The 26,159-nt window shown below is 72.9% G+C and carries 23 protein-coding genes; 13 read left to right on the top strand and 10 right to left on the bottom strand.

Annotation, left to right across the window (positions count from 1 at the left end; all coding sequences use genetic code 11):
• Positions 1–137: 137 nt before the first annotated feature.
• The 5 genes from O7615_RS21755 (at position 138) to O7615_RS21735 (ending at position 7,026) form a co-directional block, all read left to right on the top strand.
• Positions 138–1,937, top strand: a complete 1,800-nt coding sequence (locus O7615_RS21755; protein WP_278179647.1) for a long-chain fatty acid--CoA ligase — start codon at positions 138–140, stop codon at positions 1,935–1,937.
• A 14-nt stretch (positions 1,938–1,951) separates the two neighbouring features.
• A complete protein-coding gene (locus O7615_RS21750) occupies positions 1,952–3,646 on the top strand; it encodes a GAF domain-containing sensor histidine kinase (RefSeq protein WP_278179646.1) in 1,695 nt (564 codons plus the stop codon).
• Positions 3,647–3,653: 7 nt separating this feature from the next.
• Entirely contained in the window at positions 3,654–4,322 is a 669-nt protein-coding gene (locus tag O7615_RS21745; RefSeq protein WP_200209675.1) for a response regulator transcription factor, read from the top strand.
• A gap of 162 nt (positions 4,323–4,484) precedes the next feature.
• Complete coding sequence (locus O7615_RS21740) at positions 4,485–5,294, top strand: SAM-dependent methyltransferase (RefSeq protein ID WP_278179645.1); 810 nt, start codon at positions 4,485–4,487, stop codon at positions 5,292–5,294.
• Positions 5,295–5,373: 79 nt separating this feature from the next.
• The gene (locus tag O7615_RS21735) at positions 5,374–7,026 is read left to right on the top strand and encodes a bifunctional diguanylate cyclase/phosphodiesterase (RefSeq protein WP_278182185.1); all 1,653 of its coding nucleotides are present in this window, start codon (positions 5,374–5,376) and stop codon (positions 7,024–7,026) included.
• A 24-nt stretch (positions 7,027–7,050) separates the two neighbouring features.
• Here O7615_RS21735 and O7615_RS21730 read toward each other — a convergent pair whose 3' ends face one another.
• The 3 genes from O7615_RS21730 to O7615_RS21720 form a co-directional block, all read right to left on the bottom strand.
• Positions 7,051–8,175 carry a glycosyltransferase family 4 protein gene (locus O7615_RS21730; protein ID WP_278179644.1) on the bottom strand — a complete coding sequence of 375 codons (1,125 nt, stop codon included), beginning with the start codon at positions 8,173–8,175 and terminating at the stop codon, positions 7,051–7,053.
• A complete protein-coding gene (locus O7615_RS21725) occupies positions 8,175–9,431 on the bottom strand; it encodes a M48 family metallopeptidase (RefSeq protein WP_278179643.1) in 1,257 nt (418 codons plus the stop codon). Before O7615_RS21725 ends, O7615_RS21730 begins: the two co-directional genes overlap by 1 nt.
• A 232-nt stretch (positions 9,432–9,663) precedes the next feature.
• The gene (locus O7615_RS21720) at positions 9,664–11,115 is read right to left on the bottom strand and encodes an NYN domain-containing protein (RefSeq protein ID WP_278179642.1); all 1,452 of its coding nucleotides are present in this window, start codon (positions 11,113–11,115) and stop codon (positions 9,664–9,666) included.
• A 128-nt stretch (positions 11,116–11,243) separates the two neighbouring features.
• Here O7615_RS21720 and O7615_RS21715 point away from each other — a divergent pair, with 128 nt between their 5' ends.
• The 5 genes from O7615_RS21715 to O7615_RS21695 all read left to right on the top strand — a co-directional run bounded on the left by O7615_RS21715 (position 11,244) and on the right by O7615_RS21695 (position 16,773).
• Positions 11,244–12,998, top strand: coding sequence for a DEDD exonuclease domain-containing protein (locus tag O7615_RS21715; RefSeq protein ID WP_278179641.1), 1,755 nt, complete (start codon positions 11,244–11,246; stop codon positions 12,996–12,998).
• Between the two features lie 129 nt (positions 12,999–13,127).
• Positions 13,128–14,915 carry an HD domain-containing protein gene (locus O7615_RS21710; RefSeq protein WP_278182184.1) on the top strand — a complete coding sequence of 596 codons (1,788 nt, stop codon included), beginning with the start codon at positions 13,128–13,130 and terminating at the stop codon, positions 14,913–14,915.
• 88 nt (positions 14,916–15,003) lie between these two features.
• Positions 15,004–15,546, top strand: a complete 543-nt coding sequence (locus tag O7615_RS21705; RefSeq protein WP_278179640.1) for an NUDIX domain-containing protein — start codon at positions 15,004–15,006, stop codon at positions 15,544–15,546.
• Positions 15,543–16,430 carry a sugar phosphate nucleotidyltransferase gene (locus O7615_RS21700; RefSeq protein WP_278179639.1) on the top strand — a complete coding sequence of 296 codons (888 nt, stop codon included), beginning with the start codon at positions 15,543–15,545 and terminating at the stop codon, positions 16,428–16,430. Before O7615_RS21705 ends, O7615_RS21700 begins: the two co-directional genes overlap by 4 nt.
• A gap of 55 nt (positions 16,431–16,485) precedes the next feature.
• Positions 16,486–16,773 (top strand): Lrp/AsnC ligand binding domain-containing protein, encoded by a 288-nt coding sequence (locus O7615_RS21695; protein ID WP_278179638.1) that lies wholly within the window; start codon positions 16,486–16,488, stop codon positions 16,771–16,773.
• 99 nt (positions 16,774–16,872) lie between these two features.
• On the opposite strand, the gene O7615_RS21690 is transcribed toward O7615_RS21695, so the two are convergent.
• The 5 genes from O7615_RS21690 to O7615_RS21670 form a co-directional block, all read right to left on the bottom strand.
• A complete protein-coding gene (locus O7615_RS21690; RefSeq protein WP_278179637.1) occupies positions 16,873–17,565 on the bottom strand; it encodes a DUF4142 domain-containing protein in 693 nt (230 codons plus the stop codon).
• A 168-nt stretch (positions 17,566–17,733) separates the two neighbouring features.
• Positions 17,734–19,359, bottom strand: coding sequence for a cytochrome b N-terminal domain-containing protein (locus O7615_RS21685; protein WP_278179636.1), 1,626 nt, complete (start codon positions 19,357–19,359; stop codon positions 17,734–17,736).
• On the bottom strand, positions 19,356–20,441 hold the full coding sequence (locus O7615_RS21680; protein ID WP_278179635.1) for a Rieske 2Fe-2S domain-containing protein: 1,086 nt from the start codon (positions 20,439–20,441) through the stop codon (positions 19,356–19,358). The genes O7615_RS21685 and O7615_RS21680 overlap by 4 nt, the downstream gene beginning before the upstream one ends.
• Before the next feature lie 11 nt (positions 20,442–20,452).
• On the bottom strand, positions 20,453–21,292 hold the full coding sequence (locus tag O7615_RS21675; RefSeq protein ID WP_278179634.1) for a cytochrome c: 840 nt from the start codon (positions 21,290–21,292) through the stop codon (positions 20,453–20,455).
• 72 nt (positions 21,293–21,364) lie between these two features.
• Positions 21,365–21,964, bottom strand: coding sequence for a heme-copper oxidase subunit III (locus tag O7615_RS21670; RefSeq protein WP_278179633.1), 600 nt, complete (start codon positions 21,962–21,964; stop codon positions 21,365–21,367).
• Between the two features lie 107 nt (positions 21,965–22,071).
• On the opposite strand from O7615_RS21670, the gene O7615_RS21665 reads away from it, so the two are divergent.
• The 3 genes from O7615_RS21665 (at position 22,072) to trpD (ending at position 24,681) form a co-directional block, all read left to right on the top strand.
• The gene (locus O7615_RS21665) at positions 22,072–23,061 is read left to right on the top strand and encodes a cytochrome c oxidase assembly protein (RefSeq protein WP_278179631.1); all 990 of its coding nucleotides are present in this window, start codon (positions 22,072–22,074) and stop codon (positions 23,059–23,061) included.
• A gap of 93 nt (positions 23,062–23,154) precedes the next feature.
• On the top strand, positions 23,155–23,550 hold the full coding sequence (locus O7615_RS21660; protein ID WP_278179630.1) for a hypothetical protein: 396 nt from the start codon (positions 23,155–23,157) through the stop codon (positions 23,548–23,550).
• Positions 23,551–23,634: 84 nt separating this feature from the next.
• Entirely contained in the window at positions 23,635–24,681 is a 1,047-nt protein-coding gene (gene trpD / locus O7615_RS21655) for an anthranilate phosphoribosyltransferase (RefSeq protein WP_278179629.1), read from the top strand.
• Between the two features lie 64 nt (positions 24,682–24,745).
• Here the strand turns inward: trpD and O7615_RS21650 are convergent, their stop codons facing one another.
• A complete protein-coding gene (locus O7615_RS21650) occupies positions 24,746–25,171 on the bottom strand; it encodes a cytochrome c oxidase subunit 4 (protein WP_278179627.1) in 426 nt (141 codons plus the stop codon).
• Between the two features lie 10 nt (positions 25,172–25,181).
• Positions 25,182–26,153, bottom strand: coding sequence for a cytochrome c oxidase subunit II (gene coxB / locus O7615_RS21645; protein WP_278179625.1), 972 nt, complete (start codon positions 26,151–26,153; stop codon positions 25,182–25,184).
• Between the last annotated feature and the right edge of the window lie 6 nt (positions 26,154–26,159).

Here is a 26,159-nt window from a genome sequence, read left to right as displayed (position 1 = left end):
GCTACCCGTCCGGCACGCGCCCGCGCGCCGCGCCGCCCCACCTGCGATGTGCCCGCCGGCGGCCGGCCGGGTAGGTTTCGACAGAGCCGCCCGGTGGTGGCGGCCGACCCGGTCAGTGTGAGCACGAGGGAGTGCAGGTGCGCGAGTTCTCCGTCCCGCCGATCGTCACCGTCGGCGATTCGGCCAACCTCACCGATCCGGTCTGGGAGAACGCCGAGGCCGCGCCCGACGCGGTGCAGTTCGTCCGCCGCGACGCGACCGGTGCCTGGGCCGACGTGACCTGCCGACAGTTCCGCGACGAGGTGGTGGCGGTCGCCCGGGGGCTGGTCGCCGCCGGCGTGCAGCCGGGCGACCGGGTGGCGCTGATGAGCCGCACCCGCTACGAGTGGACGCTGGTCGACTACGCCATCTGGACGGCCGGCGCGGTCACCGTGCCGATCTACGAGACCTCCAGCGCCGAGCAGGCGTCCTGGATCCTGGCCGACTCCGGTGCGGTGGCCCTCGTGGTGGAGACCACCGCGCACGCCACGCTGGTGGCCGGCGTCCGCGACCAGCTGCCCGACCTGGCCCACACCTGGCAGATCGACCTGGGCGGAGTGGACGAGTTGGTGGCCGCCGGCACGGCGGTGGAGCCGACCGAGATCGACCGCCGCCGCGCCGGCCTGCGCTCGTCGGACGTGGCGACCATCATCTACACCAGCGGCACCACCGGCCGCCCCAAGGGCTGCGTGCTGACCCACCGCAACATGTACGCCGACATCGCCAACGCGGTGCCGGTGCTGCCGAACCTGTTCGGGCCGAACGCGTCGACCCTGCTGTTCCTGCCGCTCGCGCACGCCTTCGCCCGGCTCATCCAGATCGGTGTGGTGCAGGCCCGGGCCACCATGGCGCACTGCGCGGACACCAAGAACCTGGTCGCCGAGCTCCAGGAGTTCAAGCCCACCTTCGTCCTCTCGGTGCCCCGCGTCTTCGAGAAGGTCTACAACGGCGCCAAGCAGAAGGCCGAGGCCGCCGGCAAGGGCAAAATCTTCGCCCGGGCCGAGGCCGTCGCCATCGCGTACAGCGAGGCGTTGGAGACCTCCGCCGGGCCGGGCCTGGCCCTGCGCGCCCAGCACGCGCTCTTCGACCGGCTGGTCTACGGCAAGCTGCGGGCCGCGCTCGGCGGGCGCTGCCGGGACGCGATCTCCGGCGGCGCGCCGCTCGGCGCCCGGCTGGGCCACTTCTTCCGGGGCGTCGGCGTGACCGTCTGCGAGGGGTACGGCCTGACCGAGACCTCCCCCGCCGCCGCGGCGAACCTGCCCGACTTCACCCGGATCGGCACGGTCGGTCGGCCGCTGCCCGGCGTGACCATCCGCATCGACGACGACGGCGAGATCCTCATCGCCGGCGACCTCATCTTCCAGGGATACTGGCGCAACGAGGCGGCCACCGCCGAGGCGATCACCGCCGACGGCTGGTTCCGCACCGGCGACCTCGGCTCGCTGGACGGCGACGGCTATCTGACCATCACCGGCCGCAAGAAGGAGATCATCGTGACGGCGGCCGGCAAGAACGTCGCGCCGGCCGTGCTGGAGGACCAGGTCCGGGCGCACCGCCTGGTCAGCCAGTGTGTCGTGGTGGGTGACCGGCAGCCGTTCATCGCCGCACTGATCACCCTCGACGAGGAGGCCCTGCCGGCCTGGCTGGAGTCGGCCGGGCTGCCGCCGGACACCGGAATCGAGGCGCTGCGCCAGCACGAGGGCCTGCGGGCGGAGATCCAGACCGCCGTGGACAAGGCCAACGCGTCGGTTTCCAGGGCCGAGGCGATCAAGGTCTTCCGGGTGCTGCCGCAGGACTTCACCGAGGCCACCGGCGAGCTGACCCCGTCGCTCAAGGTCAAGCGCCAGGTTGTCCACAAGACGTACGCGGCGGAGATCGCCGATATCTACCGCGGCTGACTACGATCCGTCACGTGCCCGCCTCGACATCCGCCCCGACCCGTTCGCATCCGCTCGCCGCGGCGGCGCGTGTGGTCGTGCTGGCGCTGGTCGCCGTACTGACCCTGTTCGCCACCCGCGAGGTGGCCCAGCTGTGGTGGATCGCGCTGCTGGCGCTGGCCGGGCTGCCGGCGCTGCTGGCGCCCCAGCACCGGGTCGTCGGCCCGCTCAGCCGGGTGGCGGAGGTGCTGGTGCTCGGTCTGGCGGCGAGCCAGGTCGCCGCGGTCGCCACCGTCGGCGGGCACATCGGCGGGTTGGGCGCCTCCGCGGTGCTGCCCTACCTGGCGGTACCGGTGACCGTCACGGCACTGCGTCGCCGCTTCCGCGAGGGCGCCGCGCTGATCGCCGTGGCCGCGGCCAGCCTGCTGGTCGCCGGGGCCGTCACCGAGGTCGGCGGGGTCCGGCAGCTGAGTCAGCCGGGCTACCTGGCGGTCTGCGCGCAGTGGCTGATCCTGGCGGCGCTGGGGCTCTATGCCGCCCGCACCCTGCACCGGGTGATGCAGGTCCGCCACGACAGCAAGCCCCAGCCGTACGCCGAGGCGACCCGGCTGCTGACCCAGTTGCGTACGGTGGCCCGGCAGCTGCCCGGGGCGACCCTGGATCCGGGTGGCATCTCCGAGCATCTGCTGGAGGAACTGCGCACGGTGGCCCGCACCGACCGGGGCGCGGTGCTCTCCGCCAGCGGTGGCGGCCGGCTGGTGGTGCTCGCCCAGCTCGGCGCCGACCGGGTCGACTGGGAGACCACGCTCGACGCGGACTCGGCCATCGCCGACGCCTGGGCCAGCCAGCAGTCACAGACCGCGGCCCGCTCGCAGTCCCGCTCGCACCGCGGCGGCGAGGTCTCGGCGCTGATCGTGCCGCTGGTCGCCGGGTTGCGCACGGTGGGCCTGGTCGTGCTGGAGGCCGACGCCGCGCAGGCGTACCCGGCACCGGTGGTGGCGCAGGTGACCGGGCTGACCGGCCCGGCAGCGCTGCGCCTGGAGGCCGCCCTGCTCTTCGACGAGGTGCGCGCGCTGGCCACCAACGAGGAGCGGCAGCGGCTGGCCCGGGAGATCCATGACGGGGTGGCCCAGGAGCTGGTGATGGTCGGCTACGGCATCGACAACGCCCTGGCCACCGTGCACGACGACGCCGACGAGACCGCCGAGTCGCTGCGCCTGCTGCGCCAGGAGGTGACCCGGGTGATCACCGAACTGCGGCTGAGCCTGTTCGAGCTGCGCAGCGAGGTGGACCGGCAGGGTGGCCTGGCCGCCGCGATCGCCGAGTACGCCCGCACCGTCGGCGCCTCCGGCGGTCTGCGGGTGCACCTGTCGCTGGACGAGTCCACCGCCCGGCTGCCCGCCGCGACCGAGGCCGAGCTGCTGCGCATCGCCCAGGAGGCGGTCACCAACGCCCGCAAGCACGCCGGCGCGGCCAATCTCTGGGTCACCTGCGAGGTCGACCCGCCGTACGCGCAGATCGAAGTGTCGGATGACGGTCACGGCATAGGTGACCAGCGCTCCGACGGGCACTATGGTCTTGCGATCATGGCCGAGAGGGCGGAACGTATCCGGGGCCGATTGGAGATCAGGCCGCGGCAGCCGAGCGGGACGACCGTCGCGGTGGTGGTCGGTTCGCCACCCCGGCGCGATAACGTTCGCGGTAGCGCCGCCGCAGCAGAAGGGGAGTAAGCCGAGGATGACCACAAGCCCGACACCGGCAACCCGTACCAAGGTCCTCCTTGTCGACGATCACGACTTGATCCGCAAGGGCCTGCGGCACGCCTTCGAGCGCGACCGGCAGTTCGAGGTCGTCGGCGAGGCCGCCACGGCGGCGGAGGGCGTCCGGCAGGCCGGCGCCCTGCAGCCCGACGTGGTGATCATGGATCTGCGGCTGCCCGACGGCAGCGGCCTGGAGGCCACCCGGGCGCTGCGCAAGTCCAGCTCGTCCATGGGCATCGTGGTGCTCACCATGTACGCCGGCGACGACCAGCTCTTCGGCGCCCTGGAGGCCGGGGCCAGCGCGTTCGTGCCGAAGACCGCGCCGGCCGACGAGGTCGTCGCGGCCGCCCGGCACGCCGCCTCCTCCCCCAGCGCCTTCACCGCCGCCGACCTGGCCGAGGCGATGAAGCGCCGGCTCGCCCCGTCCGGGCCGCAGTTGTCTCCGCGCGAGGGTCAGGTGCTGCGGCTGCTCGCCGACGGAATGAGCGTCGCCGGCATCGCCAAGCAGCTGTTCGTCAGCGAGTCGACCGCCAAGACCCACATCTCGAAGCTCTACGAGAAGCTCGGTGCGGCCAACCGGGCCCAGGCGCTGATGACCGCGCTGCGGCTCGGCCTGCTCGAGGCTCCGGACGCGCCGAAGTTCTAGCCGGGGCACCGATGGGGATCCGTGTCCCGCCACCCGGCGGGCGCGGATCATTCCCATTGATCACCATTCGCACAAGCCCGCTATGGCCTCCCCGGCGAAAGCGGGGCAGAATACCCGCCGGGGCGCCAGTCGCCCCGACGGGCGTGCGAAGGAGTGAGGGCGTTGCAGCGACCGGACTGGGCACCCGAGACGATCGACATCGAACGTCCCAGCGTCGCCCGCATGTACGACTACTATCTCGGCGGCTCGCACAACTTCGCCGCCGACCGGGCGGCTGCCCGGGCGATGGTGGCGGCGGTGCCCCAGGCGCCGCTCATGGCCCAGGCCAACCGCGCCTTCCTGCGCCGGGTCGTGCAGTTCCTCACGGAGGCCGGCGTCCGGCAGTTCCTGGACATCGGATCGGGCATCCCCACCGTGGGCAACGTGCACGAGATCGCCCAACGGCACGCCCCCGACTCCCGGGTGGTCTACGTCGACGTCGACCCGGTGGCGGTGGCGCACAGCCGCGAGATCCTGGCCGGCAACGACCGCGCGACAGTGGTCCAGGAGGACCTGCGCCGGCCCGACCGGATCCTCGCCCACCCCGACGTACGCGCGCTGCTCGACCTCTCGCAGCCGGTCGCCGTGCTCGTCGTGGCGGTGCTGCACTTCGTCTCCGACGACGACCGGCCGGCCGAGGTGCTGCAGACCCTGCGCACGGCGCTGGCCCCGGGCAGCTACCTGGTCCTGTCGCAGGCCAGCGACGACGGCCGCGACGAGGCCGAGCGGGCCGAGGCCGAGGAGGTCTACCGGCGCACCGACAATCCGCTGTCGGTGCGCGGCCGGGCCGAGTTGACCGGGTTCTTCGACGGCTTCGAGCTGGTCGATCCCGGGGTGGTGTGGGTGCCACAGTGGCGTCCGGAGACCCCGGAGAGCGCCGAGGACGCCGAACGGGCCGTGTTCCTCGGCGGGGTCGGACGGCTCGGTGGGTGAGCCCCCCGGCAGCTCCGCCTGCCCCGGGGCGTTCGCCCGCGCCTGGGCCAAGGCGGTCTCGGGCACCAGCTACCTGCCGATGACCCACGCCCAGTTGGAGACGCTGTTGCAGCGGCTCACCGACCTGCTGGCCGAGGCGCTGCGGGCGGAGCCGCTCGACCTGCGGGTGGGGCACCGGGTCGCCGACGAGCTGGTCGGCGCGCACATCGCCTCCGCCGAGGCGCTCGGCCGGACCGTGGAGGTGATCCAGCTCCGGCTGATCCGCGACCTCGACCTGGTCTCCGACGACATCGAGGACCGGATGGCGCGGCTGCTGGCCGCGGTCGCCACCGGGTACGCCCGGGCGCTGCGCGACCGCACGCTCGACGAGCAGGAGGCCATCCGGCGGGCCGCGCTGACCGCCCGCGCGGAGGCGGAGCAGGCGCTGCGGGCCAGCGAGGCCCGTTTCCGGCATCAGGCCACCCACGACCCGCTGACCGATCTGCCGAACCGCACGCTCTTCGCCGAGCGCCTCGCCGCGGCGGTCGACGGGCCGGCCGGCAGCCGGCGGGTCGGGCTGTGCTTCCTCGACGTGGACCGGTTCAAGCGGGTCAACGACTCGTACGGCCACCAGATCGGCGACCGCGCGCTGGTCGCGGCGGCGCGGCGGCTGCGGCGGGCGGTCGATCCCCACCTGGTCGCCCGGCTCGGCGGCGACGCCTTCGTCGTCCTCGTCGAGCGCTCCACCGGCACCGGCGACGTGGTCGCCGTCGCCGAGGCCGCCCTGGCCGCCCTCTCCGAGCCGGTGGTGGTCGACGGGCACGACGTGACGGTCACCGCGAGCGTGGGCATCGTGGAGCGGCGGGTCGCCGGCACCTCACCGGACGACCTGATGCGGGCCGCGGGCAGCACGCTGCACTGGGCGAAGACCGCCGGGGGCGCGGGGTGGGCGCTGTACGACGCGGAACGCGACGGCCGGGAACAGGCCCGCCAGGCGTTGAGCGCGGCCATCCCGGTGGGCCTGGAACGCGGCGAGTTCTTCCTCGACTACCAGCCGTTGACCTCGTTGCAGGACGGCTCGCTGCTCGGGGTGGAGGCGCTGGTGCGGTGGCGTCACCCGCAGCTGGGCGTGTTGCGCCCGGACAGCTTCATCGGGCTGGCCGAGGAGACCGGGCTGATCGTGCCGCTCGGCGGCTGGGTGCTGGCCGAGGCGTGCCGGGAGGCGGTCGGCTGGACGGCCGCCTCGGGCGAGCCGCCGTACGTCAGCGTCAACCTGGCGGTCCGTCAGGTCCGCCGGCCCGGCCTGGTGCAGGAGGTACGCGCCCTGCTGCGGCGCACCGGCCTGCCACCGAACCGCCTCCAGCTGGAGATCACCGAGAGCACCATGATGACCACGACCGAGGAGCCGGTACGCGCCCTCCGTGCCCTGGCCGACCTGGGCATCCGCATCGCCATCGACGACTTCGGCACCGGCTACAGCAACCTGGCCTACCTGCGGGATCTGCCGGTGACCGAGTTGAAGGTGGCCGGCGAGTTCGTGCGCGGGCTGCGGGCGCCGGAGGCGCGGGCCGACGAGCGGATCCTCGCCTCGCTGGTCTCCCTGGCCCACGCCCTGGACCTGACGGTGACCGCCGAGGGGGTGGAGACCGGTGGGCAGGCCGAACGGCTGCGGGCGATCGGCTGCGACGCCGGCCAGGGCTGGCACTTCGGCCGCCCCGCCCCCGCCGACCACATCCTCGCCCGCATCCGCTGACCGGTCGCGGGGCCTCGCCCCGGCTCACCCCGCCAGCAGGTCCGCCAGGCGCTGGGCCTGGGTCTCCCAGCGCCACTCCCGCTCCACCCAGGCCCGGCCGGCGGCACCGAGCTGTCGGGCGAGGTCCCGGTCGACGAGCAGGGTGGCCACCCGGTCGGCGAGCTGGGCGAGATCCTGGCCGTCCACCACGTACCCGGTCTCGCCCTCGCGCACCGCGTCCGGGGCGCCGCCGGAGTCGCCGGCCACCACCGGCAGGCCGGTCGCCGACGCCTCCAGGTAGACGATGCCGAGTCCCTCCACGTCCAGGCCCCGGTTGCGGGTGCGGCAGGGCATCGCGTACACGTCGCCGGCCGCGTAGTGGGCGGGCAGTTCGGCGGCGGGTACCGAGCCGGTGAAGACCACGTCCTGCTCCACGCCGGACTGGCGGGCCAGCCGGGCGAGCGTGGCCCGGTACGGCCCGCCTCCGACCACCAGCAGCGCGGCGTCGGGCACCCGGCGGCGGATCAACGGCATCGCCCGGATCAGCATGTCCTGGCCCTTGCGGGGCACCAGGCGGGACACGCAGACCACCACCGGCCGTTCGGAGAGGCCGAGCCGGTGCCGTACCGCCGCGCCGTCGACGGCCGGGTGGTAGACCTCGGTGTCCACGCCGGGGGGGAGCCGGCGCAGCTCGGTCACCTCGCCCAGCGCCCGGGCCAGCCGGGTGCGGGTGTACTCCCCCAGGTAGGTGACCACGTCGGCGCCCCGGCCGACGCGCCGCAGCGCGGTCCGCGCCACCGGCAGCGTCGCCCAGCCCACCTCGTGCCCGTGGGTGAGGGCGACCACCCGCCGCACCCCGGCCCGCCGGCGCAGCCCCGCGGCGAGCAGGCCGAGCGGGGCCGCCGCGCCGAACCAGACCGTGTCACAGTCGTACGCCCGGGCCAGCTGGGCGGCCCGGCGGGCCACCAGCGGGGTGGGCAGCAGCACCCTGGTGCGCTCGCGCACCACCTCGAACGGCTGGTCGGCGTCGAACTTGTCCGCACCCCGCCAGCTCGACGCGTAGACCACCACCGAGCCGGCCGGCTGGCGTACCGCGAGGTGGTGCACGAACGACTGGATGCCGCCCGGCCGGGGCGGGAAGTCGTTCGTGATCAACAACGTGCGACCCATCAGCCGGCCTTCCTGGCGTACGCGCGAGCGGCGGCGATCCGCTCCACGGTGGACGGGTGCGACGCGGAGTAGAGGTACTCCCAGCGGGGCGGGTCGGGGTCGGCGAGGTTGACCGCGGAGAGCCGCCGCTGCATCGACTCGTACGCCACCGGGTCGCCGGTCAGCGCCAGCGCGTGCGCGTCGGCCCGGGCCTCGACCCGCCGCGACATCAACGCCTGCACCGGAGCGAAGACCAGCCCGGCCACCGTGACCAGGGCGAGCAGCAGCGGGAACGCCCGAGGCTGGGCGACCGAGTCGACGCCGGCCAGGCGCAGCAGCGGCGGCCAGGAGCCGATCAGGTAGAGCGCCACCACGGCGGCCGCCGCGCCCAGCGCACCGGTGAGCGTGCCGACCGGCACGTCCCGGTCCTTGGCATGGCCGAGTTCGTGCGCCACGACCGCGGTCACCTCGGCGGGCGTCGCCTCGCGCAGCAGGTTGTCGTAGACCACCACCCGGCGGGTCGGTCCCAGCCCGGAGACGTAGGCGTTGACCGCCCGGGTACGCCGGGACGCGTCGGCGACCAGCACGTCGCGTACCGGCACGCCGTCGCGTTCGGCCAACTCCATCAGCTGGGTGCGCAGCGGACCCGGTTCCATCGGGCTGAACCGGTTGAAGACCGGCTCGACCAGCACCGGCAGCACGAAGGAGAGCAGCACCACCAGGGTCGCCGCACCGACCGCGCCGACCGCCCACCACCAGCGGGGGGCGAGCCGGACGACGGTGTAGAAGCCGAGCAGCGCCACCGCGCCGATGACGGCGCTGACCGCGTACGACTTGAGCAGGTCCACCGCCCAGCCGCTCCAGCCGTTGGTGGCCAGCCCGTAGCGGGTGAGCACGCTGTGCCGCCACGCGGAGAACGGCAGCGTCACCAGGTCGGCGACCAGCACCACGGCCAGCCCGCCGACGATCGCCTGCGCGATCCAGTGGCCGCCGAAGGGGCGCCCGCCCAGCTCGACCAGGCGACTGCCCAGCGGGGTCAACCCGAGCGCCAGCGCCACCAGCAGCCCGACACCGAGCGCCGCCCAGCCGCCGGGGCGGAGCGCGGAGCGGAACTGCCGGGCCCGTTCCACCTGCTCGGTGGGGAGATCGCGCAGGGCGGCGAGCTGGTCGGCCCGGGGCGCCGGCGGGCGGTGCCACGGGATCAGCACCAGCGCGGCCAGGACCAGTGCGACGCCCAGGCCGGCCAGAGTGAGCAGCGCCCAGCCGCGCGGGCTCACCGCGCCACCCCGTCCCGCCGCGCCATCCCGTCCCGCCGCGGCGATCGGCCGCCGCAGCGACCGGGGTCGGACCCGTCGTCCGCTGTGCGCCTCATACCGCCGCTCCTGTCGCCATGGGCGCCCATCCTATTGCCCGCCGCGCCCGCGCCCCGCGCGAGTCGATCAGACCGGGTCGCCGTCCGGGGTCGAGGCCCGCCGCCCCCGATCGAACGTGCGGATCGGACCGGGTCGATCAGGAGCGGGACAGCCGCCGCAGCAGCGAGTCCGCGCCCAGCGGGTAGGCGCCGTGCCGGCGTACCCCGTCGGCGACCTCGCGGTCGGAGGAGACCACCACCACCGGGCGACCCGGCGGTTCGGCGCGGACCAGCCGGCGGATCAGCTCGTCGGCGGTCTCACCCTTGCGGGAGAACAGCACCCGCACGCCGCGCGGGGTGGGTGGCAGCCCGTGCATCCGTTCCGCCCCGTCGAAGACGACGGTGACCTCGTCACCGGTCTGCGCGGCGATCCCGCCGAGGCCGGTGATCAGGCGCTTGCGCTGGTGCTCCAGCGACATCTCGCCGAAGCCCCGCTTGGTCACGTTGTAGCCGTCGACCACGAGGTGTGCCCGGGGCAGGGCGAGCAGCTGGTCCAGTCGGCCCGGGTCGTCGGTGTCCTGGGCGCGGGCGGCGGCGCCGACCGGGATGGCCGCCGAGGAGTCGGCGAAGGAGTCCGCGACGAAGTCGGCGGGCAGCTTGTCGACCGGATCCAGCGCCAGCTCCCGGCGCAACCCGAGGGCGGCCTGGCCGATGGTCTCCAGCAGCAGCCACAGCCGCGCGTCGTCGACCGAACGGGCCTCCTTGGCGCTGCTCCGGGCCACTCCGGCGGCCGCCTCCGCCTCGGCCAGCCGGGCCCGGGCCCGGCGCAGCTCGGCGTCCGCGTCGGCGGCGGCCCGCGCGGCCCGGCCCCGCTCGGTGGCCAGCAGCTCGCTCGCCCGGCGTTCCCGGGCCTGGCTCTCCCGCAGCGTACGGGCGAGCTGCCGGGCCTCCTCGCGCAGCTGGCCCAGCTCCTCGCGCACCCGGGCCAGTTCGTCGCGCAGCTTGTCGGCCTCGACCCGGGCCACCGCCCGGTCGTGCTCGGCGCGGTTGGTCCGCTGCTCGGCCTGGCGGACCAGCTCGGCCACCACGGCGGTGTCCGCCTCGGCGCGTACCGCCGCCCCGCTGGCGTCGATCAACTCCCGCCAGCCGCGCGGCCGGGCCAGGTAGGCCAGGGCCGCCACTTCGACCGGGTCGGCGGCGGCGGGAGCGGTCCCCTCGACCACGGCGGCGCCCAGGTCGCCGGCGTCGGCCAGGACCCGGGCGGTGACCCGCTGCCGGAACAACGGGTCGGCGGCGAGCTGGGCGGCGATCGCCGGTGCGCCGAGCCGGGCACGCCGGTTGGGGGCGAACTTGGCGACCCGGCGCAGTGGCACGGGGACCTCGTCTCCGGGCAGACCGGGCAGCACGGCGGCGGTGAGCGAGACGATCCGCTGCCGGACCGGCTCGGGCAGGGTCGGCTCCGGCTCGGCCGAACCCGACTCGGACTCGACCGACTCCGCCGGGTCGGTGCCCGCCACGGGGTCACCGGTGGGCCCGTCACCGGCGGCCGGCACCTCGACGACCTGCTCCTCCTGCGGGAGGTTGTCGTCGTGCGGCTCGGTGAGGGGCATGTGGCAAGTCTCCCACCGCGACCGGGCCCACCGCCTGGTGAGTGAGCCGATCTCTCATCCTAGACCGGTGGTGACGCCTGGGGCCGCTGGGGCCGGAGTGTCGGACCGGACGGCTAGCCTGCCCCGCGATGGCACAACAGGAGTACCTGCAGCCGGCGCTGGCCGGCCTCGACCCGACCACCGGCGGCGTCGACCCGGCGCTGCCGCTGTACGCGACGACGTTCGTGGTGGTCGACCTGGAGACGACCGGTGGGGCACCCGACGGCGGCGGCATCACCGAGATCGGCGCGGTCAAGGTGCGCGGTGGTGAGGAGTTGGGGGTGCTGGCCACCCTGGTCAACCCCGGGGTGCCGATCCCGCCCTTCATCACCGTGCTGACCGGCATCACCCAGGCCATGCTGCTGCCGGCGCCGCCGGTCGAGCAGGTGCTGCCGAGCTTCCTGGAGTTCGTCTCGGACGCCGTGCTGGTCGCCCACAACGCGCCCTACGATGTCGGTTTCCTCAAGGCCGCCTGCGCGAAGCACGGCTATCGCTGGCCGAACCCGCGGGTGCTGGACACCGCCGCGCTGGCCCGCCGGGTGCTGCTGCGCGACGAGGTGCCCAACCGCAAGCTGGGCACCCTCGCCGCCTACTTCCGGGCGGCCACCCAACCGACCCACCGGGCGCTGGACGATGCCCGGGCGACCGTCGACGTGCTGCACGGGCTCATCGGCCGGCTCGGCGGGCACCGGGTCGACACCATCGGCGACGCCATCGAGTTCGCCCGCGCGGTCACCCCGACCCAGCGCCGCAAGCGGCACCTCGCCGAGGGCCTGCCGAAGGCGCCGGGGGTCTACATCTTCCGCGCCGCGGATGACCGGCCGCTCTACGTCGGCACCTCCCGGGACATCGCCACCCGGGTACGCAGCTACTTCACCGCGGCGGAGAAGCGCGCCCGGATCTCGGAGATGCTGGCCGCCGCCGAGCGGGTCGAGGCGGTGGAGTGCGCGCACTCGCTGGAGGCCGAGGTCCGCGAGCTGCGGCTGATCGGGGCGCACGCGCCGCCGTACAACCGGCGGTCGAAGTTCCCGGAGCGGGTGGTCTGGCTGAAGCTGACCGACGGGCCGTACCCCCGGCTGTCGGTGGTCCGGGAGATCTCCCCCGGCGACCGCGCCTTCCTCGGCCCGTTCTCCTCCCGGCGCGCCGCCGAGCTGGCCGCCGCCGGCTTCCACGACGCGGTGCCGCTGCGCCAGTGCACCCACCGCCTGTCGCTGCGCACCGTCACGCCGGCCTGCGCCCTGGCCGAGCTGGGTCGCTGCCCGGCGCCCTGCGAGCACCGGATCACCCCCGAGGAGTACGACGCCCGAGCCGTCACGCCGTTCGCCACCGCCACCACCGGCGACCCGCAGCCGGTGGTGGACGCCCTGCTCGCCCGGATCGAGGCGCTGGCCGCCGGCCAGCGTTACGAGGAGGCCGCGGTGCTGCGGTCCCGCCTCGCGGCGGTGCTGCGGGCCGCGGTGCGCATGCAGCGGCTCGCCGCGTTGAGCGGGCTCGCCGAGGTGGCCGCCGCCCACCCGGCAGCCGGCGGGGGCTGGGAGTTGGCGCTGGTGCGGCACGGCCGGCTGGCCGGGGCCGGGGTCTCGCCGCCCGGGGTCCATCCTCGACCGACGTTGGCCGCCATCCGGGCCACCGCCGAGACGGTGTCGCCCGGGCACGGCCCGGTCCCCGCGGCCAGCCCGGAGGAGTCGGAACGGATCCTGTCCTGGCTGGAGCGACCGGAGACCCGGCTGGTCGAGATGTCCGCCGGATGGGCCTCCCCGGTGGGCGGCGCGGCGCGGTTCCGCGACCTGCTGACCAAGGCCGAGAGCGCGGCGTCCCACCAACTCTGGTCCGAACGCTCATGAGCAAGTGTCCGATCGGACTACGTCGACTCACTTACTCTGTTAAGGAAGTGCAGTCCTGCCCGTTTCGAGGGTCTGCTCCCGGTTGCCGGATCTCGGCGGTCGTGACGCAGGTGTGAGGGGGTGTCCCAGGTGGACGTCGACGCCGGACACGGCGGCGCCCTGGGCGGTGCGCTCCCGACCCAGCCGGGCGAGTTGCCGCTGGCCCGCCGGCTCCGCTCGCTGCTGGCCTGGCCCACCACCGAGACCGAACCGGTCGGCCACCTGGTCCGCAGCCACCGCACCATCCACACCGGCGCCGATCCCGCGGTGCTGCGGCGGGCCTACACCATCGCGGAGAACATGCACCGGGGCCAGTTCCGCAAGAGCGGGGAGCCGTACATCACCCACCCGCTGGCGGTCGCCCAGATCTGCGCCGAGCTGGGGATGGACACCACCACCCTGGTCGCGGCGCTGCTGCACGACACCGTGGAGGACACCCGCTACACGTTGCAGGCCCTCGCGGAGGACTTCGACCACGAGGTGGCGCACCTGGTCGACGGGGTGACCAAGTTCGACAAGGCGTTCTACGGGCAGGCCGCCGAGGCGGAGACCATCCGCAAGATGATCATCGCGGCCGGCAAGGACGTCCGGGTGCTGATCATCAAGCTCGCCGACCGGCTGCACAACATGCGCACCCTCGGCGTACGCTCGGCCGCCTCCCGCGAGCGGATCGCCCGCAAGACCCAGGAGGTGCTGGTGCCGCTCTGCGACCGGCTGGGCATCCAGACCCTCAAGCGGGAGCTGGACGACGTGGTGCTGCTGCACCTCGAACCGGCCGAGCACGCCCGCATCGCCCGGCACGTGCACGACCGCCCCGGCTGGGACAGCTACCTCGCCAGCGTGGTCGCGCAGGCGAAGGTGGCGCTGCGTCGCGGCCGGGTCGACGCCGAGGTGGCCCCCCGACCCCGGCACCTCTACTCGATCTGGAAGGACACCGTGGCCGGCGGCCACGCCATCCCGTACGACCTGCCCCGCATCACCATCGTGGTGGACGGTCCGGCCACCGACTGTTACGCCGCGCTCGGCGCGGTCCACGGGCTCTGGCGGCCCATCCCCGGCCGGTTCAAGGACTTCATCGCCTCACCGAAGAACAACCTCTACCGGTCCTTGCACACCAGCGTCTGCGGGCCGAAGAACCGCACCGTGGAGGTGCTGATCCGCACCGAGGAGATGCACCGCGCGGCCGAGTACGGCGTCGCCGCCGACTTCCGCTTCCCCCGCTCCGGCGGGTCCGCGACGGCCCGCGGGCAGCTCGACTGGCTGCGCCGCGTGCTGGACTGGGAGCAGGACGCGGCCGACCCGGCGCAGTTCCTCCAGTCGCTGCGCTGCGACCTGTCGGAGGCGCAGATCCAGGTGGTCGCCGAGGGCCGGCAGATCGTCCTGCCGGGCGGGGCCACCCCGGTGGACCTGGCATACGAGCTCGACACCGACCGGGGCGACCGGTGCCTCGCGGCACGGATCAACGGCCGGCTGGTCCCGCTCTCCTCCGAACTGGAGGAGGGCGACGTGGTGGAGATCTTCACCGAGACCGACGAGGAGAGCGGCCTCGACGCCGAGGTCGCTCCGCGCGGACCGCGTCGCGAGTGGCTGGGCTTCGTCAAGTCGCCGCACGCGCAGATGCAGATCAACCGGTGGTTCGCCGACCACAGCGAGCCGGGCATCTCGATCAGCGACAAGGTGCGCCTCGGTCGGGCCACGATCGGGCTGGCCCTGCGCCAGCACAATCGCGGGCTGGCCAGCGACCTGCCGCTGCTGCGACTGTCGGAGGAGCTCGGCTACCCGGATCTGGAGACCCTGCTGGTCGCGGTCTTCGACCGGGTGATCGAACCGGACACCGTGGTACGCCAGCTCATCGACCTGGTCGACCACCGGCAGTGACCCCGGTGCCGGCGCGCCGGCTCGACGCCGGCCGCCCCGGCCACGGTCCCGAGGCGCGAGTCGGCCGCCGGGCCACTAGCCTGAACCCATGATCCCCCGCTCGCGCCGCACCGGCCGCGCCGTCGCGTACCAGGTCTTCTACCGGCTGCCGCTACCGGTCCGGCGCCGGCTGGTGCGGCTGGCCGTGCCGAAGTACATCGTGGGCGCGGTCACTCTGGTCCGGGACAGCGAGGCCGAGGGCGCGGGCCGGCTGCTGTTGCTGCGGCAGCCGCCGGGCCGGGGTTGGACGCTCCCGGCCGGGCTGCTGCAACGCGGCGAGAACCCGGCGGTGGGTGCGGCCCGGGAGCTGCACGAGGAGTCGGGCATCCGGCTTCCGCCCACCCGGCTCACCCCGGCGGTGCCCAACGCGATCGTGCACGCCAAGGGCTGGGTGGACATGGTCTTCACCGTGGAGGTGCCGGCGTCGCGCACCGAGCTGACCGTCGACGGCGCGGAGGTCTTCGAGGCCGCCTGGCATCCGTTGGACGACCTGCCGAAGCTGACCTGGCCCACCGCCCGCCTACTGGCCTACTACGACATCGGCCCGCTGGCCGGGCAGTTCCCGCCACCGCTGCCCGACAGCACGCCGTGACCGGGCCCGCCGACCCCGCGGACCGCCGGCCGGCGCCGCCGGCCGGCGGCGCGCTCTGCGCGGTGGTGCTCGCCGCCGGCGAGGGCACCCGGCTGCGCCCGCTGACCGAGCGGGTGCCCAAGGCGCTCTGCCCGGTGGGCAACGTGCCGCTGCTGGACCGGGCGCTGGCCCGGCTCGCCGGTCTGGGCCTGGCCGGGCCGGCGACGGTCGCGGTGAACGCCTGCTATCTCGGGGACCAGGTCGTCGAGCGGGTGGGTGACCGGGCCCATCTCTCGGTGGAACCGGGCAGCCCGCTCGGCACCGCGGGCGGGGTGGGGAAGCTGCGGGACTGGATCGCCGGGCGGGGGGTGCTGGTCGGTAACGCCGACGCGTACCTTGCCGACCCGGCGCGGCCGCCCGGGCCGGACATCGCCGCGCTGCTGGACGGGTGGGACGGCGAGACGGTACGCCTGCTCGGCCAGCCGGCCGCCGACCCGGGTGCGCCGGGCACCTTCGACGGGCACGTCTTCACCGGTTTCTCCCTGCTCCCCTGGTCCCTCGTCCGCGACCTTCCCCCGGTCTTCGGCGACCTGGTACGCGCATTGTGGCGCCCGGCCGAGGCCGCCGGCCGGCTGAGCGTGGTCGGCTACCCGGGCACCTTCATCGACACCGGCACCCCGGCCGACTACCTCGCCGCGAACCTGCACGCGGCCGGCGACGGCTGCCTGATCGACCCGGCGGCCAGGGTCACCGGCCGCTGCCACCGGTCCGTCGTCGGTGCGGGCGCCACCGTGCGGGGGGCGCTCACCCGCAGCGTGGTCTGGCCGGGCGCCACGGTCGACACCAGCGAACACCTGCGCGACGTGATCCGTGCCGGCGCCGACCTGACCGTCCCGGCGTCCTGAACCCGTGGGCAGGCCTTAGCATGGGCGGCGACGCCGACGAACGGAGAGCCCTCCCGTGATCACCGCGATCGTGCTGATCGACTGCGCCACCGACTCGATTCCCGAGGTGGCCGAGACGCTGGCCAACCTGCCCGGGGTGAGCGAGGTCTACTCGGTGGCCGGGCACGTCGACCTGATCGCCATGGTCCGGGTCCGCGAGTTCGACGAGATCGCGCAGGTGATCGCGGGCAGCATCTCGAAGGTCTCGGGCGTGCTCAACACGGAGTCGCACATCGCCTTCCGCGCGTACTCCCGGCACGACCTGGAGGAGGCCTTCGCGATCGGGCTGGGCAGCACGGACTAGGCGCGACCGCGCCAAGTCACCGGCTCCCCGGCGGGGCCGCCCACCACGCGAGCCGGCCCACCCCGCGCGGGATGGACCGGCTCGCCTCGTACCGTCTGATCAGCTCTGCTCCGGCAGCGGGACCTCGGTGTCACCAGGAACCGGGGCCTCCTCGGTGACCGTGCCACCCGGGGCCGGCTCGGTGCCGCCGGGCGCGGGCGTGGTGCCACCCGGAGCCGGGACGGTGCCACCCGGGCCGGGCGTACCGGTCGGGCTGGTCTCCGGAACCGGAATGCCGAGTTCCTCGGCCAGCAGCACCAGGGCGTCGTAGTGCGCCTGCAGGACCGGCAGCGCGGTCTGCGCCAGCTCGACCACCTGCGGCTCGGTGCCCTGCGAGATCTCCGTCTGGGTCGCCTGGATGGCCTGCAGGTGACCGGCCAGACCCTGGGTCACCCAGAGCCGGTCGAACTCCTCACCGCTGGCGTTGTTCAGCTGGTCGAGAGCCGACCGCTGATCGCTGGTGGGCTCGCTCGGCAGCTCGACGTTGAGCTGTCCGGCCAGGTCCTGCACCGACTGGTCGAGTTCGGTGTGGTCCGTGACGAACTGCTGCCCCAGCTCCTTGACCTGCTGGTTCTGGCCCTTTTCCTGGGCCAGCTCACCGGCCGCGATCTCGTAGAGGTTGGTCTGGTGGATCGCCTGCAGGTACTGCGTGTCCTGTTCCGACGGCTGCGCCGCCGCCTGCGCCGCTGCGGCGGGCGCGACGCCCACCAGCACCAGCGCGGCCAGCAGGCCGAGGCGTTTGATACCCAACATGCTTCCTCCCCGTTGTGACGTTGGACCGCACGGATACCCGGCTGGCCGGGGTTATTCCTGCGATCCGACGACCGGGTAGATGCGTCGCAGACGGCCGGGAAGAGCGGAAATGGCGGTGGCGCCCGCCGGACGGTGTCCGGCGGGCGCCACGTCACGCTGTCGCGAAGCTTAGCGTCGGGTCTCCCCGCTGCCGATCTCCTCGCGCTCGGCGCGCGGCTCGACCGGCGGGTGCCCCGGCGAGACCGGCGCCTCGGCCGGCTTCTCGATCGGGTAGAAGAAGCCCCGGATGGCCGGGCCGAGGGCACCGAGCCGGTTCATCTTCTTCGGCACCACCCAACCGGCGTACTCCAGCTCGCCGTGACCGTTCTCGCCGGCCGCGCTGAGCGGCTGGTGCACCTCGACGAACCGGCCGTCCGGCAGGCGCCGGATGATGCCGGTCTCCACGCCGTGGGCGAGGACCTCCCGGTCGTGCTGCTGCAACCCGAGGCAGATCCGGTACGTGACGTAGTACGCCAGCGGCGGGAGGATCAGCAGGCCGATCCGGCCGGCCCAGGTCATCGCGTTCAGGCTGATGTGGAACTTGTCCGCGATGACGTCGTTCGCGCCGGAGAGGGTCAGGATCACGTAGAAGGTGACCGCCATGGCGCCCAGGCCGGTGCGGAACGGCACGTCGCGGGGGCGCTGGAGCAGGTTGTGGCTGCGGTAGTCCTTCAGGTAGCGGGCTTCCAGGAACGGATAGAAGACGGAGAGCATCACCAGAATGCCCGGTAGCACCACGGTCGGCCAGAACAGCGGCGGAATCACGTATCCGTCGCCGATCGGGATGTCGATCTGCCAGTCCGGCATGAGCCGGGTGGAGCCGTCGAGGAACATGACGTACCAGTCGGGCTGGCTGGCGGCCGAGACCACCCACGCCTCGTACGGGCCGAACAGCCAGACCGGGTTGATCTGGAACAGACCGCCCAGCAGCGCGATCACGCCGAAGACGACCATGAAGAAGCCGCCCTGCTTGATCGCGTAGCGGGGGAACATCCGCTCACCGACCACGTTGCCGTTCGTCCGGCCCGGACCCGGCCACTGGGTGTGCTTCTGCTTGAAGACCAGCCCCAGGTGGACGGTGATCAGCGCGACCAGCAGGGCCGGGATGAGCAGCACGTGGGCGATGAAGAACCGGCTGATGATGATCGTGCCGGGGAACTCACCGTTGAAGACCGCCGCGGTCACCCAGGAACCGATCACCGGGATGGACAGCATGATCGCCGAGGCGATCCGCAGGCCGGTGCCGGAGAGGCCGTCGTCCGGCAGCGAGTAGCCGGTGAAGCCGGCGAGGAAGCCGACCCAGAACAGCAGCGAGCCGATGATCCAGTTGGTCTCGCGCGGCTTGCGGAACGCGCCGGTGAAGAAGATCCGCAGCATGTGCACCACGATCGCGGCCATGAACAGCAGGGCCGCCCAGTGGTGCATCTGACGCATGATCAGGCCGCCCCGGACGTCGAACGAGATGTCCAGGGTGGAGGCGTACGCCGCCGACATCGGCGTGCCCCGCAGCGGGGCGTAGCTGCCGTTGTAGATGACCTCGGTCATCGTCGGCTCGAAGAAGAAGGTCAGGAAGACCCCGGTCAGCAGCAGGACGATGAACGAGAAGAGCGCGATCTCGCCGAGCAGGAACGACCAGTGGTCGGGGAAGACCTTGTTCAGCAGTCGGCGCAGCGGGGTCGCCACCTGGAAGCGGTCGTCGACCGCCCGCGCCGTGTTGGCCGGCGCCGCCGCCATGTCAAACTTTCGCCGCTTCACGGCCGCTCCCAGAAGTCGGGCCCGACGGTCTCAGTGTAGTCGGACTTCGCCACGAAGTAGCCGTCGGAGTCCACCTCGATCGGCAGCTGCGGCAGGCGCCGGCTGGCCGGGCCGAAGATGGGCTTGGCGTTGTCGGTGATCAGGAACTGCGACTGGTGGCACGGGCAGAGCAGGCGGTTGGTCTGCTGCTCGTACAGGCTCGCCGGGCAACCGGCGTGCGTGCAGATCTTCGAGTAGGCGGCGAAGTTGCCCCACATGTAGCCGCGGTGCCCCTCGCGCTCGTTGTTGCGGCGCGATTCCTCGGCGTCGGCGTCCCGCAGGTGGATCAGCAGGGCGGGCGAGTCGGCGTACCGGTTGCTCACGCCGTGCTCCACGCCGGGGAAGACGGTGATCTGACCGCCGGAGCTGATGTCCGCCGGCCGGATCGGCCGCCCGTCCTCGCGGACCAGCCGGATCCGCTGGCCGTCGTGCGGGGCGAACCCGGTGGTGAACATCTGGTTGTCCTTGTGCGGCTGCGAGATCAGCCCACCCACCAGCGGCGCCGCGGCGACGGCGCCGACCGGCAGCAGGCCGGCCAGCAGCGACACGCCGAGCAGCGGCCGACGCTTCACGCCCAGCTCGTCGGCCATGTAGAGCATCGTCTGGCCGGTGATCGTCCGGTCCTCGGTGGCCACGGCGCCCTCGTGCCGGTCCTGGATCGACACCTCCTTGGGCAGCAGCTTCTTGCCCCAGGTGAGGATGCCGAAGCCGATGCCGAGCAGGGCGACACCGAGGGTGATGCCGAGCAGCGGGGTGTAGAGCTTGTCGCCGCCGCGGCCGGGCTGGTACTCCCACGGCCACCAGATGTAGATCACCAGGAAGGCGGTCGCCGCCAGGCCGGTGAGCAGGAAGAACCCCGCCACCGTACGGACCAGCCGGCGCTCGGCCTTGCTGCCCGGGACGACCTGCGGCTCGTAGTGGACGATCTCGATGTCGTCCCGCCGGGCGCCCTCGCGGACGACGTCGAACCGGCTCAACCGGGGGTCGTTGACGTCGAGCGGTTCCTGAGCCGGGTGGGCCGGTTGCTCGGTGTGGCTGCTCATGATCCCTCCGGTCACGACTTGCCCGCGATCCACAGACTGGCGAAGACGAGCGCGACGATGCCGACCAGGAAGATCGCCACACCCTCGGTGGAGGGACCGTACCGACCCAGGTTGAACAGGCCGCCGGGGTCGCCGTCGTGCTTCAGACTCTGCTGGATGTAGGCGATGATGTCCGCCTTCTGCTCCGGCGTGATCTGGTTGTCGCCGAAGACCGGCATGTTCTGCGGGCCACTCAGCATCGCCGCGTAGATCTGGCGGTCGGTGGCCGGCGCGAGGCTCGGCGCGTACTTGCCGGAGGAGAGGGCGCCGCCGCCGCCGCTGAACGCGTGGCACTGCGAGCAGTTGATCCGGTACAACTCGCCGCCGATCGCGACGTTGCCGTCGGCGTGCAGGTTGTCGCCGGCCGGCACCACCGGCCCGCCACCCAGTTCCTGCACGTACGCGGCCAGCTGGTCGATCTCGTCGCGGGTGAACACCTCGGGCTTGCGCGCCGCCTGGGCCTCCTGCCGGGCCATCGGCATCCGGCCGGTGCTCACCTGGAACTCGACCGAGGCCGCGCCGACGCCGATCAGGCTCGGCCCGCGCCCCTCGACCCCCTGCGCGTTGCGACCGTGGCAGGTCACACAGCTCACGTCGAACAGCGCCTTGCCATCCGCGGCGGCGGTGCTCAGCGGCGGGTTCTCCTGCGCCGATGCGCCGGGAGCGAGGACGGTGTAGGCACCGCCGGCCAGCATCAGCGCGGCGACCAGCCGGACCGCGGCACCCAGCCGGCGGCGGCCCCTGCTGGGCGCCCCGGGCCGCCCGCGCAACCGCGCGAGCAGACCGCGGCGGCGGTCGTTGTCAGAAGTCATGACCTGTGTCCTTAACCGGTTGGACCTTGTCTCAGGGGGTGGAGCAGCGGCAAGGCGCGAGACGCGCCAAGATCACTGGAGCCAGTAGATCATGGCGTAGAGCCCGATCCACACGACGTCGACGAAGTGCCAGTAGTACGACACGACGATCGCCGAGGTGGCCTGCGCCGGCGTGAACCGGCCCATGGTGGTACGGATCATGAAGATCACGAAGGCGAGCAGACCGCCGATCACGTGCAGGCCGTGGAAGCCGGTGGTCAGGTAGAACATCGAGCCGTAACCGTCCGCGTTGATCTTGATGCCGTGGTGCACCAGCTCGCGGTACTCATTCGCCTGGCCGAGGACGAAGATCAGGCCCATCACGAAGGTGATCGTGAACCAGCGTCGCAGCGCGTGCACGTCACCCCGCTCGGCGGCGAACACGCCGATCTGGCAGGTCACCGAGGACAACACCAGGATCACCGTGAAGGTGGTCGCGTACGGGATGTTGAGGACCTGGGTGTGCTCCGCCCACTGCTCCGGTGCCGCCGCGCGGATGGAGAAGTACATCGCGAACAGCGCCGCGAAGAACATGAGCTCGCTGGAGAGCCAGACGATCGTCCCGACGCTGACCATGTTGGGGCGCGTCAGGGAGTGGATCCGGCTCTTGTCAATGGCTGGGGCCGCAGTCACGCGGTCATTATTGCCGTTGACCACGGCCGGCGATCAGCGGGGGGCCAAACCCGGGCCATGCATGCCCGATCGGTACCGTCCGGTTCGCCTGACCTAGGCTGATTGGCGTGCTGCACGTCGATCCGATCTCCCTGGCCAGCGCGGCCGTGCCGCAGCTCCTGGCCGCGACCGGCGCGACCACGGTGGCCGGCGCCACGCCGCTGGCCGCCGAGGCCGGCCCGCCGCCGTTCTCGGTCACCGCCGTGGTCACCGAGGCCCGGCTGGACAGCTGGCTGGCCGTCGGCCTGGTCCTCGCCGCCGGCCTCTACCTCTACGGGGTGCACCGGCTGCGGCTGCGCGGCGACCGCTGGCCGATCGCCCGGACGATCTTCTTCCTCGGCCCCGGCCTCGGCGGCATCGCCTCGGTCACCCTCAGCGGACTGCACGCGTACGACACCACGCTGCTGTCGGTGCACATGGTGCAGCACATGGTGCTCTCCATGGTCTCGCCGATCTTCCTGGCGCTGGGCGCGCCGGTGACGCTGGCCCTGCGTACGCTCCCGAGCGGCCCACGCAAGCGGCTGCTCGCGGTGGTGCACAGCCGGATCGTGCGGGTCTACACCTTCCCGCTGGTGGCGTTCGCCATCTTCGTGGTGAACCCGTTCGCGCTCTACTTCACCGACCTGTACCGCTACACCCTGGAACACGCGTGGGCACACGAGCTGGTGCACGCGCACTTCATCATGACCGGCTGCGTGTTCTTCTGGCCGCTGCTCGGCCTGGATCCGCTGCCGGGACGCTGGCCGTACCCCGGGCGGGCACTGCTGATGCTGCTGTCGGTGCCGTTCCACACGGTGCTCGGGCTGACCATCATGCAGAGCACCACCCTCTTCGGCGGCGACTGGTACCCGTCGCTCGGGCTGAGCTGGGCCGACCCCTGGGAGGACCAGGTGCTCGCCGGCGGCATCCTGTGGGCCGGCGGCGAGTTCGTCAGCGTGACGATGCTCGCGGTGCTGGTCGTGCAGTGGATGCGCCAGGCCGAACGGGAGGCCCGCCGGATCGACCGCGAGCTGGACCGCCAGGAGGCCCGCCAGCGCGCCGCGGAATCCGCCGCCTGACGCACCGGCGCGGACACGGGGCGGTGTGTCACGCGTACCACACCGACCGGTACGATCGGCCACGCAGCTACGAGGTGGGAGCCAAGCCTAGCCATGAGCGATCGTCTGTGCACCGTCCTGCTCTACAGCGACGACCCGCAGGTCCGGGACCGGATGCGGCTCGCCGTCGGCACCCGACCCGCGGCCGATCTGCGCGTCGAGTTCGTCGAGGCGTCCACCTACGCCGAGTGCGTCCGGCTGGTCGACGACTACGAGATCGACCTGATGCTGCTCGACGGTGAGGCCACGCCCGGCGGCGGCATCGGCATCGCCCGGCAGATCAAGGACGACTACCCGGACGCCCCACCGACCTGCGTGGTGATCGCCCGTGCCGCCGATCGATGGCTCGCCTCCTACGCCGAGGTCGACGCCACCCTGGTGCACCCGCTCGACCCGGTGACCACCGCCGCCACGGTGACCGAGCTGCTGCGCACGCACACCCCCGCCTGACGTCCCACTCCGGCACCGTCACGGCGCCGGGCGAGCCGGCGCCGGTCCCGTCCCACCCGCACTCATCTGCTCGGGAGGCCCGCCATGGGCGATCGGACCTGGCCGCACCTGCTCACCGCGCTGCTGCGCGGTGAGGAACTCTCCACCGCCGACACCGCCTGGGCGATGGGCGAGATCATGTCCGGCTCGGCGGCCCCGGCCCAGATCGCCGGCTTCGCCGTGGCACTGCGGGCCAAGGGCGAGACCCCGGCCGAGGTGGCCGGGCTGGTCGAGGCGATGCTCGGCCGGGCCGTCCCGGTCGAGCTGCCCGAGGAGGTACGCGCGACCGCGCTCGACGTGGTCGGCACCGGCGGCGACCTCGCCCACACGGTCAACATCTCCACGATGACGGCACTGGTCGTCGCCGGTGCCGGGGTGCGCGTGGTCAAGCACGGCAACCGGGCGGCCTCGTCCTCCTGCGGCACGGCCGACCTGCTGGAGTTCCTCGGCGTACCGCTGGATCTTGGTCCGGAGGGGGTGGCCCGGTGCGTGGCCGAGGCCGGCATCGGCTTCTGTTTCGCCGCCCGGTTCCACCCCGGCATGCGCCACGCGGGCCCGGTCCGGCGGGAGCTGGGCGTGCCGACGGCGTTCAACTTCCTCGGGCCGCTGACCAACCCGGCACGTCCCCGCGCCGGGGCCGTCGGCTGCTTCGACGCGAAGATGGCGCCGGTGATGGCGGCGGTCTTCGCCGCCCGGGGCGACTCGGTGCTGGTGATGCGCGGCGAGGACGGGCTGGACGAGTTCACCACCGCCGCGCCGACCCGCTTCTGGATCGCCCAGCACGGCACCGTCCGGGAGACCGTGGTGGACGCGACCGACCTCGGCGTGCCCCGGGCCACCGTCGCCGACCTGCGCGGCGGTGACGCGGCCTACAACGCCGACGTGGCCCGGCGCCTGCTCGCCGGCGAGCCCGGCCCGGTACGCGACGCCGTCCTGGTCAACGCCGCGGCGGCCCTGGCCACCCAGGGCCCGCTGGACGGCGACCTGACCGACGCACTCCGCGCCGGCCTGGACCGCGCCGCCGAGTCCATCGACTCCGGCGCCGCCGACCGCACCCTGCACCACTGGATCACCACCGCCACCACCCCCTGACAGCCGTCACCCCCAGCCTCAGTGATCGATCACGAGGTCTGGGGGTGAGGGTGGGGTCAGGGGATCAGTGTTCGGCGGTGCGGCGGGTGCCGGAGTAGTACTCGAAGAGCAGACCGCAGGCGCTGAAGATCACCGTGAGCAGACCGAGGGCGAGCAACCAGAGCTGCCAGAAGGCCAGGCCCAGGCCGGCGATCGCGGCGGCCAGGGCCAGGCCGAAGGGCCAGTAGCTGCCCGGGCTGAAGAAGCCGACCTCGCCGGCGCCGTCGGCGATCTCGGCGTCCGGGCGGTCCTCCGGGCGCAGGTCGATGCGGCGGGAGACGAACCAGAAGAAGCCGCCGCACATCGAGCAGAGCAGAAACGACAGCAGCAGGGCCACGGTGCCGATCCACTCGACGCGACCCGTCTCACCCGCCGTCCAGGTGCCGTACAGCACGGTCGCGAAGAGCAGGAACGCGGCAATGATCAGGAAGATGCGCCACTCGGTCTTCATGCCCGTTGCCTCAGCTTCCCGCGCCGGCCGGAGCGGTGTCCGGGTTGAAGTTGCTCTCGGTACGCCGCGTCTCGAACGGCGTGGTGGTGACCGCGTACGGCTGCTGGCCGATCGCGGCGAGCGCCTCCTGGGTCGAGGCGCCGTCCTGCTTGGCCGCGAGGAACCGGTCGAAGTTCTCCGGCGAGACGACCCGCAGCTCGAAGTTCATGAAGGCGTGGTAGCTGCCGCACAGCTCGGCGCAGCGACCCACGTAGGCCCCCTCGGTCTCCAGCCCCGAGACCTCGAAGACGTTGCGGATGTTGCCCGGCATGACGTCCCGCTTGAACAGCATCTCCGGCACCCAGAACGAGTGGATGACGTCGCGGCTGGTCTCCTCGAACCGGATGGACCGGCCGGTCGGCAGCACCAGGATCGGAATGACCTCGCTGGTGCCGAGCGTCGACGCGACGGTGCTGGCCTCGACCCCCTGGCCGTCGCGGTAGTTGAACTGCCAGTTCCACTTGAAGGCCACGACCTCGACGGTCATGTCGGGGTTGTTGGTGGTCTTCACCGCGTCGGTCTGCACGACCGCCGTGTAGTAGAAGAGCACGGAGACGATCAGCACCGGCGCGATGGTGTAGAGGAACTCCATCGGCAGGTTGTAGCGGGTCTGCACCGGCAGCTCGTTGCCGCGCTTGCGGTAGCGCACGATGCACCAGAAGATCAGGCCCCAGACGAAGACACCGACCGCGAGCGCCGCGATGCACGAGGCGATCCACAGGTCGTACATCCGCCGGGACTCGGGGGTGATGCCACCCTGCGGCCAGCCGAAGCCACCGAACGCCGCGCCGACGTCACAGCCCGTGAGCAGGACCAGCAGCGCCGCCCCACCGAATCCGAGCCCGGCGAGACGCCCGGCACGACGCCCCCGCCGCCCACCGGCTCCCGGGGATGCGCTGCGCCGTACGGCCGTCGACCGTACCTCCGAACTCCTTGCGACCACCTGGTC

Origin of the sequence: Micromonospora sp. WMMD1082 (genome assembly GCF_029626175.1) — a bacterium.
In the GTDB taxonomy this organism is placed as follows: Bacteria; Actinomycetota; Actinomycetes; order Mycobacteriales; family Micromonosporaceae; genus Micromonospora.
This window is presented reverse-complemented; position numbering and strand designations above follow the sequence as displayed.